Annotated in this window: 19 protein-coding genes; all 19 read left to right on the top strand. The window is 69.2% G+C overall.

Annotation, left to right across the window (positions count from 1 at the left end):
- Positions 1-11 precede the first annotated feature (11 nt).
- The 19 genes from P2G67_RS15050 (at position 12) to P2G67_RS15140 (ending at position 15,363) form a co-directional block, all read left to right on the top strand.
- Positions 12-1,787 carry a branched-chain amino acid ABC transporter ATP-binding protein/permease gene (locus P2G67_RS15050; RefSeq protein WP_275824078.1) on the top strand — a complete coding sequence of 592 codons (1,776 nt, stop codon included), beginning with the start codon at positions 12-14 and terminating at the stop codon, positions 1,785-1,787.
- Positions 1,780-2,484 carry an ABC transporter ATP-binding protein gene (locus tag P2G67_RS15055; RefSeq protein ID WP_275824079.1) on the top strand — a complete coding sequence of 235 codons (705 nt, stop codon included), beginning with the start codon at positions 1,780-1,782 and terminating at the stop codon, positions 2,482-2,484. The genes P2G67_RS15050 and P2G67_RS15055 overlap by 8 nt, the downstream gene beginning before the upstream one ends.
- Before the next feature lie 3 nt (positions 2,485-2,487).
- Entirely contained in the window at positions 2,488-3,294 is an 807-nt protein-coding gene (gene fabG, locus P2G67_RS15060; RefSeq protein WP_275824080.1) for a 3-oxoacyl-ACP reductase FabG, read from the top strand.
- Between the two features lie 17 nt (positions 3,295-3,311).
- Entirely contained in the window at positions 3,312-4,103 is a 792-nt protein-coding gene (locus P2G67_RS15065; RefSeq protein ID WP_275824081.1) for a shikimate dehydrogenase family protein, read from the top strand.
- A gap of 46 nt (positions 4,104-4,149) precedes the next feature.
- Complete coding sequence (locus P2G67_RS15070) at positions 4,150-5,757, top strand: GMC family oxidoreductase (protein WP_275824082.1); 1,608 nt, start codon at positions 4,150-4,152, stop codon at positions 5,755-5,757.
- Positions 5,758-5,811: 54 nt separating this feature from the next.
- Positions 5,812-6,747: a heme-dependent oxidative N-demethylase family protein gene (locus P2G67_RS15075; protein WP_275824083.1), complete on the top strand. Its 936-nt coding sequence runs from the start codon at positions 5,812-5,814 to the stop codon at positions 6,745-6,747.
- Between the two features lie 121 nt (positions 6,748-6,868).
- Positions 6,869-7,381, top strand: coding sequence for a terminase small subunit-like protein (locus P2G67_RS15080; RefSeq protein WP_275824085.1), 513 nt, complete (start codon positions 6,869-6,871; stop codon positions 7,379-7,381).
- Positions 7,382-7,676: 295 nt separating this feature from the next.
- On the top strand, positions 7,677-9,149 hold the full coding sequence (terL, locus tag P2G67_RS15085) for a phage terminase large subunit (RefSeq protein ID WP_275824086.1): 1,473 nt from the start codon (positions 7,677-7,679) through the stop codon (positions 9,147-9,149).
- A 16-nt stretch (positions 9,150-9,165) separates the two neighbouring features.
- Positions 9,166-10,380: a phage portal protein gene (locus P2G67_RS15090; RefSeq protein WP_275824087.1), complete on the top strand. Its 1,215-nt coding sequence runs from the start codon at positions 9,166-9,168 to the stop codon at positions 10,378-10,380.
- A gap of 67 nt (positions 10,381-10,447) precedes the next feature.
- Positions 10,448-10,672, top strand: coding sequence for a type II toxin-antitoxin system RelB family antitoxin (gene relB / locus P2G67_RS15095; RefSeq protein ID WP_275824088.1), 225 nt, complete (start codon positions 10,448-10,450; stop codon positions 10,670-10,672).
- Positions 10,656-10,934 (top strand): type II toxin-antitoxin system RelE family toxin, encoded by a 279-nt coding sequence (locus tag P2G67_RS15100; RefSeq protein ID WP_275824089.1) that lies wholly within the window; start codon positions 10,656-10,658, stop codon positions 10,932-10,934. Before relB ends, P2G67_RS15100 begins: the two co-directional genes overlap by 17 nt.
- 52 nt (positions 10,935-10,986) lie before the next feature.
- Entirely contained in the window at positions 10,987-11,688 is a 702-nt protein-coding gene (locus tag P2G67_RS15105; protein WP_275824090.1) for an HK97 family phage prohead protease, read from the top strand.
- Positions 11,685-12,929: a hypothetical protein gene (locus P2G67_RS15110; protein WP_275824091.1), complete on the top strand. Its 1,245-nt coding sequence runs from the start codon at positions 11,685-11,687 to the stop codon at positions 12,927-12,929. The genes P2G67_RS15105 and P2G67_RS15110 overlap by 4 nt, the downstream gene beginning before the upstream one ends.
- Before the next feature lie 86 nt (positions 12,930-13,015).
- Complete coding sequence (locus tag P2G67_RS15115; protein ID WP_275824092.1) at positions 13,016-13,549, top strand: hypothetical protein; 534 nt, start codon at positions 13,016-13,018, stop codon at positions 13,547-13,549.
- Complete coding sequence (locus P2G67_RS15120; protein WP_275824093.1) at positions 13,546-13,872, top strand: phage head completion protein; 327 nt, start codon at positions 13,546-13,548, stop codon at positions 13,870-13,872. Before P2G67_RS15115 ends, P2G67_RS15120 begins: the two co-directional genes overlap by 4 nt.
- Before the next feature lie 16 nt (positions 13,873-13,888).
- Positions 13,889-14,308, top strand: a complete 420-nt coding sequence (gene gp17 / locus P2G67_RS15125) for a tail completion protein gp17 (RefSeq protein WP_275824094.1) — start codon at positions 13,889-13,891, stop codon at positions 14,306-14,308.
- Positions 14,309-14,312: 4 nt separating this feature from the next.
- A complete protein-coding gene (locus tag P2G67_RS15130; RefSeq protein WP_275824095.1) occupies positions 14,313-14,744 on the top strand; it encodes a phage tail tube protein in 432 nt (143 codons plus the stop codon).
- Entirely contained in the window at positions 14,741-15,181 is a 441-nt protein-coding gene (locus P2G67_RS15135) for a GTA-gp10 family protein (protein ID WP_275824096.1), read from the top strand. Before P2G67_RS15130 ends, P2G67_RS15135 begins: the two co-directional genes overlap by 4 nt.
- Complete coding sequence (locus tag P2G67_RS15140; RefSeq protein ID WP_275824097.1) at positions 15,181-15,363, top strand: phage tail assembly chaperone; 183 nt, start codon at positions 15,181-15,183, stop codon at positions 15,361-15,363. Before P2G67_RS15135 ends, P2G67_RS15140 begins: the two co-directional genes overlap by 1 nt.
- Positions 15,364-15,367 lie beyond the last annotated feature (4 nt).

The following is a 15,367-nucleotide window of genomic DNA, read 5'->3' on the forward strand; positions in this document are numbered from 1 at the left end:
CGGAGACGGTCATGACGCAAGACAAGACGGACTCCGCCCAGCGCCGCGGTGTGATCGCCCTGGCCCTGGTTCTCCTGGGCATCCTGGCGATCCCCATCGCCATGGACGACCAGTTCATCTACCACATCTTCGTGACGATCTGCATTTTCGCTGCTCTGTCCACGGCCTGGAACATCGTGGGCGGCTACGCGGGTCAGCTTTCCCTGGGTCACGCGATCTTCTACGGCATCGGTGCCTACGCGGCGGTGATGCTGACCAATCTGGGCATCACACCCTGGATCGGCATGTTTGTGGGCGCCTTCTTCGCCGTGATCGCCGCCATCGTGGTCAGCTATCCTTGTTTCCGCCTCCACGGGCCCTTCTTTGCGCTGGCGACCATCGCCTTTCTCGAGGTGTTCCGGGTGTTGGCGCTGCACTTCCGCAGCTTCACCGGCGGGGCGACGGGCATGATGATCCCGCTGAACGTTGGCTGGGAGTGGATGGTCTTTCGCGACCGCCTACCGGCGCTGATCATCGCCTTCGGCCTTTTGCTCCTCACCCTGGCGGTGGCCTGGTGGATCCGCAACCGGCGGCTTGGCTTTCAGCTGATCGCGACGCGCGAGCGAGAGTCCGCCGCGCGGGCAGCTGGTGTCGGGACGGTGCGGGTGCGACTGGTCGGCGTGTCGATCTCGGCCGCGCTCTGTGCCATGATGGGGTCATTCCATGCCATGTACCTCACCTTCATCGAGCCGGAGGCGGTCTTCTCCCTGACCTTCTCGATCCAGATCGCGCTCTTCGCGCTTATCGGCGGCATCGGCACGATCTTCGGTCCCCTGCTGGGGGCGGTGATGCTGGTGCCAATCACGGAGTTCGCTCGCGGCTGGCTGGGCTCCGGCGCCCTGGGGTTGCATGGCTTCGTCTATGGTGTGGTGCTGGTCCTGGTGGTGCTCTTCATGCCCAATGGCATCATGGGCCTGGTGCAGCGCTTCTTCGAGCCTGACCGCAGCGCGTCCGAGGCCGAGCCGGCCAGTGTCCCGGCCGAAGCGCGCGCGAGTGAGGCCCGCAGCTTCGGCGAGGACGTTCTGCAGGTGGAGCGCCTGGACAAGCATTTCGGCGGCCTGCACGTCACCAACAATGTCAGCTTCAGCCTAAAGGAAGGCGAGGTCTTGGCACTGATCGGGCCGAACGGGGCCGGGAAGACCACGGTCTTCAACATGATCTCCGGCTTCCTGAAGGCCGATTCCGGCAGCGTCGTCGTGCGCGGCCCCGACGGACAGTTTCACAGTCCAACGACCCCGGGCGACTATGCAGCGATCGGAGTGGGCCGCACCTTTCAGATCGTGCAGCCCTTCGCCTCCATGACGGTGGAGGAGAACATCATGGTCGGCGCCTTTCACCGCCATCACAATGTCGTGGATGCCCGCGAAGCCGCGCGGGAGACGGCGCATCGCCTGGGGCTGGGGCGCTGGCTCCATGCGGAGGCCCGCGGTCTGACCATCGGCGGGCTGAAGCGTCTCGAGGTCGCCCGGGTCATGGCCATGGAGCCGCGCATCCTGCTGCTCGACGAGGTGATGGCCGGCATCAACCAGACCGACGTGCGCCGGGCGGTGGATCTCATGCTGTCGATCCGCGACAGCGGTGTCAGCATCATTGCTATCGAGCACGTGATGCAGGCAGTGATGTCGCTCTCCGACCGGGTGATCGTGTTGAACTCCGGCGAAATCATCGCCGAAGGCACGCCGCAGGAGGTGGTGCGCGACGCAACCGTGATCCAGGCCTATCTGGGCAAGGAGTTCGCCAATGCTTGAGCTAAAGGCGGTGGACGCCGGATATGGCGCGACGACCATTCTGCATAGCGTGAGCCTGAACGTGCAGGCCGGCGAGTCGGTGACCATCATTGGCGGCAACGGCGCGGGCAAGACCACCACCTTGCGCACGATCATCGGTCTGCTCCGTCCCACCGCTGGCACGATCCACTTCGAGGGGCAGGACATCTCTCGCCTGTCGGCGCATGAGGTGGTGGAACTGGGGATCACCCTGGTTCCCGAGGGTCGCCAGCTCTTCCCCGATATGACGGTGCGCGAGAACCTCTACATGGGCGCCTTCCGGCGCGACGCGCGTTCGCAGGCGGAAAAGACTCTGAAGGAGGTGTTGGAGCTCTTTCCAAGGGTTGCGGAGCGGCTCGACCAGCAAGCGGAGTCGCTGTCCGGCGGCGAGCAGCAGATGGTGGCCATCGCCCGCGGCCTGATGGCGCGGCCGCGGCTCTTGATGTTCGACGAGCCCTCACTGGGCCTGGCGCCTATCATCGTCGAGCAGGTCTTCTCGGTGATCGACAGCATCGTGAAGACCGGCGTTACCGTCCTGATCGTCGAGCAGAACGTGCATCACACCTTGAATGCCGCCGATCGTGGCTATGTGCTGGAAAACGGGGAGGTCGTGCTGGAGGATGCGGCGCAGGCCCTTCTGACCAATGACCATGTTCGCCAAGCCTATCTGGGGATTTGAGCCATGACCTCCGAACTGGAACAGCGGCTGACGCACGCGAAACGGCCGAGCCACGCCGGCCGGCGGGTTTTGGTGACCGGCGGCGGCAAGGGCATTGGCGAGGCCATTGCCCGGGGCTTCGGCGCGCGCGGGGCGAACGTGGGGGTGGCCGACATGGATGCGGCGGCGGCCGAAGCGACGGCGGCTGCGATCCGCGAGGCAGGTGGTTCGGCCTTTGCGCTGGTGCTGGACGTGGCCGACTGGGCCGTGGTTTCTAACAGCCTGGAGCGCGTGGCCGGTGAGATGGGCGGGCCCTTCGATACGGTGATCAACAACGCCGGCATCTCCCCCAAGCACGCCGGCGTGGCCCACAAGGTCTGGGAAATGGACCCCGAGGAGTGGAACCGGGTGGTTGGCGTGAACCTGACCGGCGCCTTCAACACCATTCGCGCCCTTTCGCCTTCCATGCGCGAGGTCGGGCGCGGCTGGATCGTCAACATATCCTCGGTGGCGGGCAAGACCCACTCGCCGATCGTGGCCTGCCACTATGCGGCGAGCAAGTCGGCGCTGATCGGCTTCACCAAGCACCTTGCCGCCGAGCTCGGCCCCTATAACATCCGGGTCAACGCCCTGGCGCCGGGTCGCATCGCCACGCCGATGGTGCGTGGCGTGGCCGAGGAGGTGAATGCCGAGCAGGTGCGCATGACACCTCTGGGCCGCCTGGGCGAGCCGCTGGAGGTGGCCGACGCCGCCCTCTGGCTGACCGACGCGGAATCGAGTTTCGTCACCGGCCAGACGATCGACGTCGCCGGTGGCCTCTACATGACCTGAGGGACCCAAGGAGAACCATGAACATTACCGGCCGCACCCGGGTCTACGGCATCATTGCCGACCCCATCCAGCACGTGAAGGCCCCCGAGGTCATGCACCCCGTCTTCGAGCGCCACGGCGTCGACGGCGTGCTGATCCCGATCCACGTTTCGCCCGAGGGGCTGCCGGAGTTGATGCAGGGCCTGCGCCGGATGCAGAACTTCGGCGGCTTCGTCGCCACGGTGCCACACAAGCCGGCGATGGTTGCGCTCTGCGACGAGGTGGACGAGCAGGCGCGGCTGATCGGCGCGGCCAACATTGTGCGGCGCGAGCCGGACGGCCGCCTGGTCGGCGCCATGCTGGACGGCATCGGCTTCGTCACCGGCCTGCGCCAGGTCGGGGTGGAGCCGGCCGGGATGCGGGTGTGGCTCTGCGGCGCCGGCGGCGCGGCCTCGGCGATTGCCTTCGCCCTGGCCAAGGCCGAGGTGGCGCAGATCACCATCGCCAACCGCAGCCGCGACAAGGCCGAGGATCTGGCCCGGCGGGTGCGCGACGCCTATCCGAAGGTGACCGCCACCGCCGACACGGCGGACTTCGAAGGCCACGACCTGGTGGTGAACGGCACCTCGCTGGGCATGCGGGCCGAGGATCCCGCGCCCGTGGACTTTGCCCGCCTGCACGCCGGTCAGGTGGTGGCGGAGGTCATCATGCAGCCGGCAAAGACACCGCTGCTGCTCGCCGCCGAAGCCGCCGGCTGCCGCATTCAGCCTGGGGCCCCCATGCTCGCCTGTCAGATCGAGCTGATGGCCCAGCATATGGGCGCGATCTGAGGCGGCGGCGCAGGCGGTATAGGGGCAGGGCAGAGGGCATGGCAGAGTGACGGCGGCTTTCGACTACATCATCGTCGGCGGCGGAACGGCGGGCTGCGTGCTTGCCAACCGTCTCACCGAGTCGGGTAGGCATCGGGTGCTCTTGCTGGAGGCCGGTGGCGAGCCCAGCGGCTTTTGGATTCCGATTCCCGCCGGTTTCAGCAAGCTGCTGGTCAACGATCGCTGGAACTGGCGCTTTTGGAGCGAGCCGGAGGCAGCCACCAACAACCGCACCATTGCCATTCCCCGCGGCCGCGGCCTGGGCGGCTCCACGCTGATCAACGGCATGATCTACGTGCGCGGCCAGCCACAGGACTATGACGGCTGGGCCCAGCGGGGCTGCCCGGGCTGGAGCTTCGAGGAGGTTCTGCCCTATTTCCGCAAGCTGGAGGATTTCGACGGCCCGACGCACCCCTTGCGCGCGCGTGGCGGCCCCTTGTCACTGACCGAGGTGAAGGAGCGCCCGGAGGTGGCCGAGGCCTTCATCGCGGCGGCGGAAGCAGCCGGGCATGTGCGCAATCCCGACTACAACGCCGAAAGCCAGGACGGCTTCGGCTACTATCAGGTTAACCAGCGGGCCGGGCGGCGGATCAGCGCCGCGGAAGCCTACCTGAAACCAGCGCGCAATCGCCCGAACCTCGAGGTGCGTACCGACACCCACGTGCTGTGCCTGGAATTGGAGGGGCGGCGCGTGGTGGGCGTGCGGGCGCGCCGCAACGGACAGGAGGAGGTTCTCCGCGCCGAGGGTGAGGTGATCCTCACCGCCGGGGCGGTGCAGAGCCCGCAGCTCCTCGAACTCTCGGGTATCGGCGATCCGGCCGTGCTGGGGACCGCCGGCATCTCCGTGCAGCACGCCCTCCCAGGTGTGGGCGCCAACTACATCGATCACTTCTGCACCCGCATGAACTGGCGGGTGAAGCTGCCCATCACGCTGAACGAGCAGACCCGCGGCTGGCGCCTGGCGCGCTCGGTGGCGCAGTACTTCCTGACGCGCCGCGGCATCCTCACACTGGGCACGGGGCTGGCGCATGGCTTCGTGCGCACCCGCCCTGGGCTGGAAGGGCCCGATGCCCAGTACTTCTTCATGCACGCCAGCTACGCCAACGCGGCCGAGCGCAAGCTGGACCGCCTGCCGGGCATGACCATCGGGGTGACGCAGCTGCGCCCGGAAAGCCGCGGCAGCATCCATCTGCGCAGCCCCGACCCCGACGCGCCGCCGGTGATCCGACCCAACTTCCTGGAGGCGGCCGAGGACCGGCGCTGCATGGTGGAAGCCATGAAGCTGGCCCGGCACATCGTCGAACAGGCGCCGCTGGACCGCTACCGCGCCGAGGAGATGAGCCCGGGCCCCGCCTGCCAGGAGGACGCCGACTGGCTCGCCTTCGCGCGGGAGAATGGCCAGACCATCTACCACGCCATCGGCACCTGCCGCATGGGAAGTGACGAGGCGGCAGTGGTCGACCCGCGCCTGCGGCTGCGCGGGCTGGAGGGGCTGCGCGTGGCCGATGCCTCGGTCATGCCGGCCATGGTTTCCGGCAACACTCAGGCGGCGGTCTTCATGGTGGCGGAGAAGGCGGCGGACCTGATCCTGGAGGACAATCCAGGCGGCCGCTGAAGCGGCCCTTCCCGGGCCTTGGCAGGATGGCTGGGCCTGGGCATGATCGCCGCCATGACGAGGGAATGCCTGACCAAAGCGGCGGCGGACCTGCCGCCCTACACCCCCTTCGAGGGCGGGCGCTATCGCATGGCCATGGGCCTGCAGGCGCTCAAGCCCGACGACTGGATCGAGACCGGCGCGGACCGCGCGGTGCAGTTGGCCGAACGCCGGCGCTTGCTGCGCGAGCAGCGTGCGGATGTCTTTGCGGTGCTGCCCGAGGCCGAGGCGGCCTGCAGCGAACTGCTGACGCGCCTGGCGGACGTCCTGCCGCAGCGCTTCCCCGACTTCTATGAACGGCAGGGCGCGGAGATTCGATGCTGCGACGACGGCAGCGTCTTTCGCCTCGAACCGCCCGAGGACCATCCGCTGGCCTTGGCCGGGTCGCTGGTGCAGGAGGACTTCTGCCTGATGCAGAGTGATCCGCAGCGTGATGCGGGGGCCTATCGCCTGACCGCCGCGGTGCTCTGCTTTCCCGGCCGCTGGCGCCTGGCGGACAAGATCGGCCGCCCCATGCTGGCGATCCATGAGCCGGTGCCGGGCTACGCCGAGAAGCTGGGCCGGCCCGTGGACCGCTTCCTCTCGATCCTCAAGCCGGAAAAGCCGGTCTGGCGGGTCAACTGGAGCCTGACCGACGACCCGGCGCTGTTCCAACCGGTGGGACACGGCAAGGAGACCGCCGACCCCGCAATCACGCCGGAGACGGTGGGTGAGAAAGTCTTCCTGCGCTGCGAACGCCAGACCCTGCTGCGGCTGCCGGAGAGCGGTGCCGTGGTCTTCGGCATCCGCACCTACCAGCACCCGCTGTCCAGCCTGCAGGCCCTGCCGGAGGCCGCCGCCAACCTCGCCGGCGTGCTGCGCAGCGCCCCGCCGGAGCTCGCGCGCTACAAGTCCCTGCCGGTCTTCGCCGCCGCCGCCTGCACCTACCTGGACCGCGTCGCCTCTTCGTAACGAGCCCGCCACCAGCCCTTGACAGGCGGGGTATGTTCTGTTTATGTTCTCGCATTCTCAAGAGGTGTAACCGAAACCCGCCCGGCAGTGCCGCGGCGGGTTTTGCTTTGCGGCGGAGGGCATGGCAGGGCAGCAGACGACAGGACGGCAGACCACAGGGCGGCCGCGCGGGCTCAACGCGGCGTTGCGGCGCGAGATCTGCGAGCGGGTGGCGGAAGGCGAGACCCTGACGCGCATCTGCCACGATCCGCACCTGCCGCCCAAGGCCGCGGTGCTGAAGGCCCTGGCGGCGGATGCCGGCTTTCGCCGCCGTTACGAGCAGGCGCGGCGCCTGCAGGCGGAGCACTGGGCCGAGGAGATCCTGGAGATCGTCGATGCCGGCGGCGGCAGCGAGGACGCCGAAGGCAAGCCGCTGGCCGAGAAGGACCTGCTGGCCCGGGCGAAGCTGCGCGTCGATGCCCGCAAGTGGCTGCTGGCCCGCCTGGGTGGCGGCGGAGAGGCGACGCCGGCGGCGGATGAAGAAGAGGAGGAGGCCGATCCCGACCGCCTCTTTGCCCGCGAGGACCTGAGTGATGAGGATCGTTCGCTGCTGCGGGGGCTGTTGGAACGGCGGCTTACGCAGGCAGAAGAGTGAGAAACAACAGCTGGGGAGTCCGAGCCTTTGTCGGCGCCGGCAAGGCCCTCACCGCTGTCACTGCGAGCGCCCAGCAGGGCGCGCGGCAGTCCAGGGCCACAAGCAAACCGCCCTGGATTGCCACGTCGGCTGCGCCTCCTCGCAATGACGGCTCTGGTGAAGACGTTTCGCCACCTACCGTCGTCACGGCGAGCCGCGAGTGCGGTGTGGCAGCCCACGGCCACGGGCTGCGGCCCGTGATCGGCGCGATCCAGCCGGTTTTTCGCGATGACGGCTCATCAAGGGGGAGGGGTTTTTGATTCTGCCTCTGCCCCAGGCCCTGAACCGGGCGCTGGCCGATCCGGCCCGGGGCTTGCGAGCCTTGGAGCGGCTGGACTGCGAAGAAAGCCTGCTCGGCTTCATCCGGCATGCCTGGGCACTGTTGGAGCCGGGGCGGCGCTTCGTGCCGGGCTGGCACCTCGAGGTGCTCTGCGACCACCTGGAGGCGGTGACCTGTGGCGAGATCACGCGGCTGCTGATCAACGTGCCGCCGGGCGCCATGAAGAGCCTGACGGTCGCCGTGCTCTGGCCGGCCTGGGAGTGGGGGCCGGCCGGGCGGCCGGAACTGCGCACCATCGCGGCCTCCTACGCGGAACGGCTGTCGCTGCGCGACAACATGAAGTGCCGGCGGCTGGTTGCTTCCGACTGGTACCGCGGCCACTGGGGCAAGAGCGTGCAGTTGGTGGGTGACCAGAACGCCAAGGGCAAGTTCGAGAACGATCGCACCGGTTTCCGCCTGGCCACCTCGGTCGGCGGCCTGGGCACGGGCGAACGTGGGGACCGCTTCGTGATCGACGATCCGCACAACGTGCAGCAGGCGGAATCGGTTGCGGTGCGCGAGGCGACGCTGCGCTGGTTTTCCGAGACCGTGCCGACGCGGCTCAACGACCGAGACTCGGCCATCGTGGTGGTGATGCAGCGGGTGCATGAGCGCGACGTCTCGGGGCTGATCCTCTCGAAGGACCTGGGCTATGAGCATCTCATGCTGCCCATGCGCCATGAGCCGGAGCGGCGCTGTGTGACGCGCCTGGGCCCGGCGGACCGGCGACGCCAGGCAGGCGAATTGCTCTGGCCCGAACGCTTTCCGGCGCCTGCGGTGACGGCGCTGGAATCCGCACTGGGCAGCTACGCGGCTGCCGGCCAGTTGCAGCAGCGCCCGGCACCACGCGATGGTGGCCTGTTCCGATGCCACTGGTTCGAGGTGGTGGAGGCCTTGCCGGCCGGCTGCCGCTGCCTGCGCGGCTGGGACCTGGCGGCGAGCCGGGCGCGCGTTGGCAGCGATCCGGACTGGACGGTCGGGCTGAAGCTCGCCCGCTCGCCCGAGGGTGTCTTCTACATCGTCGACGTGGTGCGGCTGCGCGGCTCCGGCCTGGAGGTGGAGCGGGCGATCCGCACTTGCGCGCAGCAGGATGGCGCTGCAACCGCCATCTCCCTGCCGCGCGACCCCGGTCAGGCCGGCAAGGTGCAGGCGGACTATTTGCTGCGCCAGCTTGCGGGCTTTGCCGTCAGCGCCACGGCGGAAAGCGGCGACAAGACCACGCGCGCCGCACCGGTGGCGGCCCAGGCCGAAGCCGGCAACATCCGCCTGCTGCGCGGCGTTTGGAACGAGGCCTTCCTGGAGGAGGTCGCGCTCTTTCCCAACGGCGCGCACGACGACCAGGTCGATGCCCTCTCGCGCGCCTTCGCCGGCCTGGTTGAGGGCGGGCGCGCCCCGCAGGTCTTTGCGTGAAGGAAGGAACTTGACGATGCTGCAACGCCTGCGCGGGCTCATTCGTGCGCCGCTGCCCCTGCCGCGGCCGGGGAGCGGCCTCACCTGGCGCCTGGAGGGGCCGGCGCCAGATACCCGGCCGGTGCGCAGCAAGCGCCAGGCGCTGGAGCGTTACGCCGGCTGGGTCTATGCCGCGGCCAGCACGCTGGCCCAGGATGTGCGCGCCGCCCCCTGGGAGCTCTGGCAGCGTGATGGAGCGGCGAAGGCCGGCTGGCGCCGCTTGCCGCCCGAGCGGATGCCCGGGCTACTGCGCCGGCCCAACGGGCTGCAGTCCTGGCCCGACCTGGTTGAACTGAGCCAGCTGCACCTGGAACTGACGGGCGAGGCCTTCTGGCACCTGCTGCGCCGCGACGGCTGGCTGGAGGGACTGGAACTGCTGCACCCCCACTGGGTGGAAGCGCCGCTGCTGGACGAGGCCGGGCGGCAGCTTCGCGGCTGGCAGGTCCAAGTGCCGGGCCGCAGCCCGCAGGTTCTGCCCGCCGAGGAGGTGGTCTTCCTGCGCTATCCCCACCCGCTGGAGCCGCTGCGCGGCGCCTCGCCGGTGGAGGCCTTCGCGCTGAGCCACGACATGGACCTGCACGCCCGCGCCTATGGGGCTGCACTGCTCAAGAACCGGGCGACGCCGGAACTGGTGATCACCAGCGAGGAGGAACTGACGCCGGAGCAGGCGGAGGTGCTGCGCGAACGCTGGCTCGAGCGCTATCGCGATCCGGCCCGGGGTCCGGCGGTGCTGGGCCGCGCGGCCAAGGTGCAGCAGTTGGGGTTCAACCTGAAGGACCTCGCCTTCCTGGAACTGGCGGAACTGAGCCGCGATCAGATCTTCGCGGTCTACAAGCTGCCGGCCAGCAAGGTGGGACTGACCAGCGACGTGAACCGCGCCAATGCCGAGGCGGCGGACGCCACCTATCGCCGCAACGCCATCCTGCCGCGCCTGCGCCGGATCGAGGAAGCGGTCAACCTGCACCTCCTGCCGCAGCTCGGGTCCGGGGTGGCCAACCTCTGGTACGAGTACGAGAACCCGGTGGAGGAAGACCGCAGCTACACCCTGCGCCGGGCCGAGGCCATGCTGAAGGCCGGCGCCATTACCTTGAACCGCTACCGCGACCTGCTGGGCGAGGACCCGCTGCCCGACGGCGAGGTCTTCCTGCAGCCGCCCGGCGCCCGCTGGCACCGCAGGGTGGGGGAGGGGTGAGAGTCTTTACCCGCGTTGGGCCGGACACCAAATTCTGTGCTATAAGCTCCCTACGGAGGCTTAGTTGATGCTAGCGATCAAACTGCCCAAGGATATTGAGGATCGGCTGGAGGCCCTGGCGGCAGAGACCGGTCGGCCGAAGGATGAGCACGCGCTCGAAGCCATTCTCGACTATCTCGACGACATTGAGGACCGGGTCCTGGCCCAGCAGCGCTCGGCCCGCCTGAAGTCCGGGAAGGATACCGCGGTCTCGATATCAGCGCTCAAGAAAGAGCATGGCCTGGCGGATTGAGTTCGCGCCGGATGCTGCTAAGGAACTCCGCCGCCTGGACCGACCGGTCGCCCGGCGCATCCTCGACTTTCTCGATAACAGGCTTGGCGCGCTGGATGACCCGCGCAGCATCGGGCAGCCCTTGCGCGGGCCGGAGTTGGGCGACTTCTGGAAGTACCGAGTCGGCGACTATCGCATCATTGCGGAAATCGAAGATGGTGTGATGCGCGTGCTGGTGTTGCGCGTTGCTCATCGCCGGGCTGTCTATCGGCGCTCCAAGTAAACACTACAGGAAACCGTAGGCGCGTGTGATCGGATGAGGCGCGCAGCCCTCTGTGCCGACGCGCCGGCCGGCCGTGCTTCCCGTTCTCTCCATCATCATCGCCATCAGGAGCATCACCATGCACCGCCTGACCCGCGGCGGCGCGCTTTTGCGTGCCGCGGAGGAGGGGCGTGTGGCGCATTTTCGCGCTGCCACCCCGGCCCTCGACCGCCACGGCAGCCGCATCCGGCCCGAGGGCATCCGCACCGAGGCCTTCGAGCGCAATCCGGTCTTCCTCTGGGGGCACGACGGCTATGCCCGCGCCGGTGCGCCGCCGGATCCGCAGGCGGTGATCGGGCGGGTGGTCGAGCATCGCAAGGGGCAGGCGGCCTTCGACGTGACGGTCGAGTTCGCGCCGGCGGCGGCCAACCCCAAGGCGGAGCAGGCGCTGCGCCTGGTGCGGGCCGGGTTTCTCAATGCCGTCTCCATCGGTTTCCTGCCGCGCAAGCGCCACGAGGAACGGCTGCCGGACGGGCGCAACATCCCGGTCTTCGACGAGGTGGAATTGCTGGAGGTGAGTCTGGTGCCCGTCCCCTCCAATCCGGAAGCCCTGGCGCTGATGCGCGAGGTGGCGGCGCTGGCGGCCAACCACGCGCCGGGCTGCGCCGACGCCGCACGCGCCCTGCGCCACGGCTTTCGCGTGCTGCGCGCCCAGGCGGCTCTGCGCGCAGCCTTTCGAACTTCCAACACTGACAGCGAGGAACAGCAGCCATGAGTGACGACTTTGCCCAACTCGGCGAGGAGCTGAACGCCGTGGTCCGCCAGGAGGTCAACGGCCTGCACCGCAGCCTGCAGCAGGAACTGGCGGCCGGTAATGAACCGACGGCCGCGCGGGTGGCCGATCTCGAAAGGCGCCTGGTCGATGCCGAGACCCGGCTGGGGGAGAGCGAGGAGCGCCTGCGCCTGGAGCGCGCCGGGCCGACCCTGCCGGCGGCGGGCGGCGGCGAGACCGATTTCCGCGGCGCCTTCGTCAAGGATGTGGGCGACCTGCGGCGGCGGCTGCGCGAACTGCGTGTCGGCGATCCCGGCACCCGGGCCATTGATTCCTCGCTCTTCACCAGCGGCGGCAAGCTTTCGGCCGAGACGGCGGATCGCTTCCTCGACTTCCTGGTCGCGCAGCAGCCGGCGCTCTCCCGGGTGCAGCTGCGGCGCATGGGCAGCCCGGAGGGCCACACCGACGAGCTTACCGTGCAGAGCCGCCGGTTGCGCAAGGGCTCCGAAGGCCAGGCGCCACAGGCGAGCGATGCCCTGGGCACCCGACGACGAACCCTCTCCACGGTGGAGGTGGTCTGGGCCGAGGACATCACGCTCACCTTCCTGGAGGACAATGTGGAAAAGCGCGATGCCGAGGCGGCCATCGCGCGCCTGCTGGCCACCGCCTTCGGCAACGACCTGGACGATCTGGCCTGGAACGGCGACGAGAGCGAGACCGAGGACGACTTCCTCGCCATCAACGACGGCTGGCTCGCCCTGGCGGCCGACGACAACGACGTGAACGACCTCGATCTGTCCGACGAGCAGTTGGGGCTGGACGGTGACACCACGGCCCGGGAGGTTCTGGGTCTCGCCCTGCGCCAGATGCCGCAGCGCTTCAAGGGCCGCACCGACCAGGTCTTCTTCGTGCCGGTGGCCTTTGCCGAGCGCTATGCCGAGGAGACGGCGGGACGCCAGACCGGTCTCGGCGACCAGGTCCTGCTGGGTGGTTTCCCGGCATTGCGCTACTTCGGCATTCCCGTGGTGCCGGAACCGCATCTCAGCGGGGACAGCGGCGACAAGCTGCTGCTCAGCCCGAGAGGCAACCTCTTCTTCGGGGTGCAGCGCCAACTCACGGTGGACGGCCAGTGGCAGCCGCGTAAGCGGGTGGTCGAGTACACCCTGACCGGGCGCATCGACTACGAGTATGCCACCGGGGCCGCCCTGGTTTTGGCTGAGGCCCTGCCGGCGCATCTGCGCTGAGGGTCTGGCGTACTGGCGGTGGTGTGGCCGCTGGTCCGGTCGCACCACCGCCCGCCTGCTCTGCTTCCTGATCTCGGAGGAATCCCATGACGCTGCTTGCGCCGGCGGCGCTTGCCGCCTTTGCGGGCGCCGCGCCTGATCATCCGCGCCTGCGCAGCGCGCTCGTCGCTGCCGAAGCCCTGGCTGCGGCGCGGATCGGCACCGCATCGCTGATCCGGCGCAGCGTGAGCTGCGCGGTGAGCGTTCCGCACTTCCGGCGCCGTATCGAACTGCCGGAAGGACCGCTCAGCGACCTCACGGCCGTCGATCTGAATGGCGAGAGTCTCGACCCCGCCACATTGGCGCCCGGTCCCTGGTGGCTGGGCCGGGCCGGTGGCTTTCCCGCCGGTGCCGAACTTTCGCTCGACTATGTCGTGGGCTGGGAGGCGGAGGGGACGCCGGCACTGCCGGCCTCGCTGCACCAGGCCCTGCTGCTGATTGCCGCCGACCAGCTGGCCCGCGGGCCCGAGCCGAGCGCGACGCAAAGCCGGCTGGGCGATCACGCGGTGACCTGGGGCGCCACGGCCAACGGCCTGCCGCAGGCGGCGGACCTGCTGCTGCAAGGCTGGCGCCGGCCATGATCGCCGCACGGCTCGACACACCTCTGCGGCTCGAGCGCTCCCAACCCCTGGCCGATGGACGCGGCGGCTGGGTCGAGGACTGGGTGCTGCTGCAGGAGACCCACGGCAGCCTGCAGCATCTGCGCAGCCGCACGCAACGCGACGGCGGCCGGCTCCAGGCCGAGGTGACCCATGCCCTTTTCCTGCCGCCTGAGACAGGGGCCGTCCTGGGCGACCGCGTGGTGATCGCCGGGCGGAACTACCGGGTGGTGGCCGCCGGTCTCGGCCGGGCCGGGCGCTACGACAAGCTGCTGCTCCGGGCATTCGAGACCGCGGCGGGATGAGAGAAGGACTTTGCCCATGGACGTGATGGCCCTGATTCATGAGCGCCTGAGCGCCGACCTGCCGCTTGCCGCCCTGCTGTCGGACTACCGCGGCCAGCCGGCGGTCTTTTCCGAAGCCGTGCCCCCGGATGCCGAACCGCCCTGGATATTGATCGAGGGGGTGGCGGCCGACGTGCCGCAGGATGCCCGTGGCCTGCGGCTCCGGGAGCTGCGGCTGGCCCTGCGCTGCTTCGATGCGACCGGCGCCGGCAGCGGGCGGCTGGAGGCAGTGGCGGCCCGGGCGCGGACGCTGCTCCATGACGGTGAGCTGATGGCGCCCGCCGCTGCCCTGCTGGCGCAGACATGCCACGGGCCAACCCGAGTGCGTTCCGAGCGGGGATTTCTCGAACGCCGCTTGGAACTGCGCTTGCTGCTCAACGAAACCGAGGAGGCCTGACGCTATGCCAGCACAGGGATACAGTGGGCGCCTGCTGCGCCTGGCCATCGGCGATGGCGGCGAGCCCGAGAGCTTTCAGTTGATCGCCGGTTTGCGCACCACGGCGCTCCTCCTCGACAACGCGCCGCTGGACGTGACCACGGTGGCGAGCGAGGGCTTTCGCATGCTGATGCCCGACGGCGGGCTCCAGTCCCTGAGCGTCAGTGGCGAGGGACTGGTGACCGACGCCGCAGCCGACCGCCTGCTCTATCTGCAGGCAGTGAACCGGACGCTCGCGCGTTATCGCCTGACCTTCGGCAACGACGATGTCTTCGAGGGGCCCTTCGCCGTCAGCCGCTTCCAGCGCAGCGGCGCCCAGGCCGAGGCGGAGAGCTTTTCCATCACCTTGGAGAGTGCCGGCGACATCGACTTTTCGGCGGGAGGAGAGGGCCCATGAGCAATCCGCAGCGTGGTGAGGTGAGCTTGCGCCTCGATAGCCGCGACCTGGCCCTGGCGCCGAGCTTTGCGCTCCTTGCCGAAGTAGAGGCCGAGCTGGGGCCGTTGCCGGGCCTGCTGCACCGCCTGGCCGCCGAGGACTGGCCGGCGACGGAGCTTGCCCGGGTGCTGCGTCTGGCGGTGGCGCATGCCCCGGGCGCGCCGGCGGACGAGCGGGTCGAGGGCCTGCTGCTTGCCGCGGGGCTGGCGCGGCTGCGGCCGCTGGCGGTGGAGCTGCTGCTCAATGCCCTCGATGGAGCCGAAGGAGCGGCCGGGTCCGGCTCTCGGGCCGAAGCATCTTGGTCGGAGGAGGTTGCCCAGGGAAAGCTGGTGGGAAAGCCGAGGGGGAATCCGGTGGGAAAGCCGGGGCGGGCGGCGGCTTCGACTGGCCGCGCCTGATGCAGGTCGGGCTCGGCTGGCTACGCCTACCGCCCGCTGCCTTCTGGCAAATGACCCCGCGCGAGTTCGCCGCCGCCCTGGAAGGCTGGATGACGATCAATGGCTTGGCCGGGCCGGCAGAGGGACTGTCCCGTGCCGAAAGTGAGGCTTTGCGCGCCTTCCTGGCCGAGGATGCCTCGTGATGGC

The sequence above is a fragment of the Aquibaculum arenosum genome, from assembly GCF_029222965.1.
GTDB classification, from domain to species: Bacteria; Pseudomonadota; Alphaproteobacteria; order Kiloniellales; family DSM-21159; genus Aquibaculum; species Aquibaculum arenosum.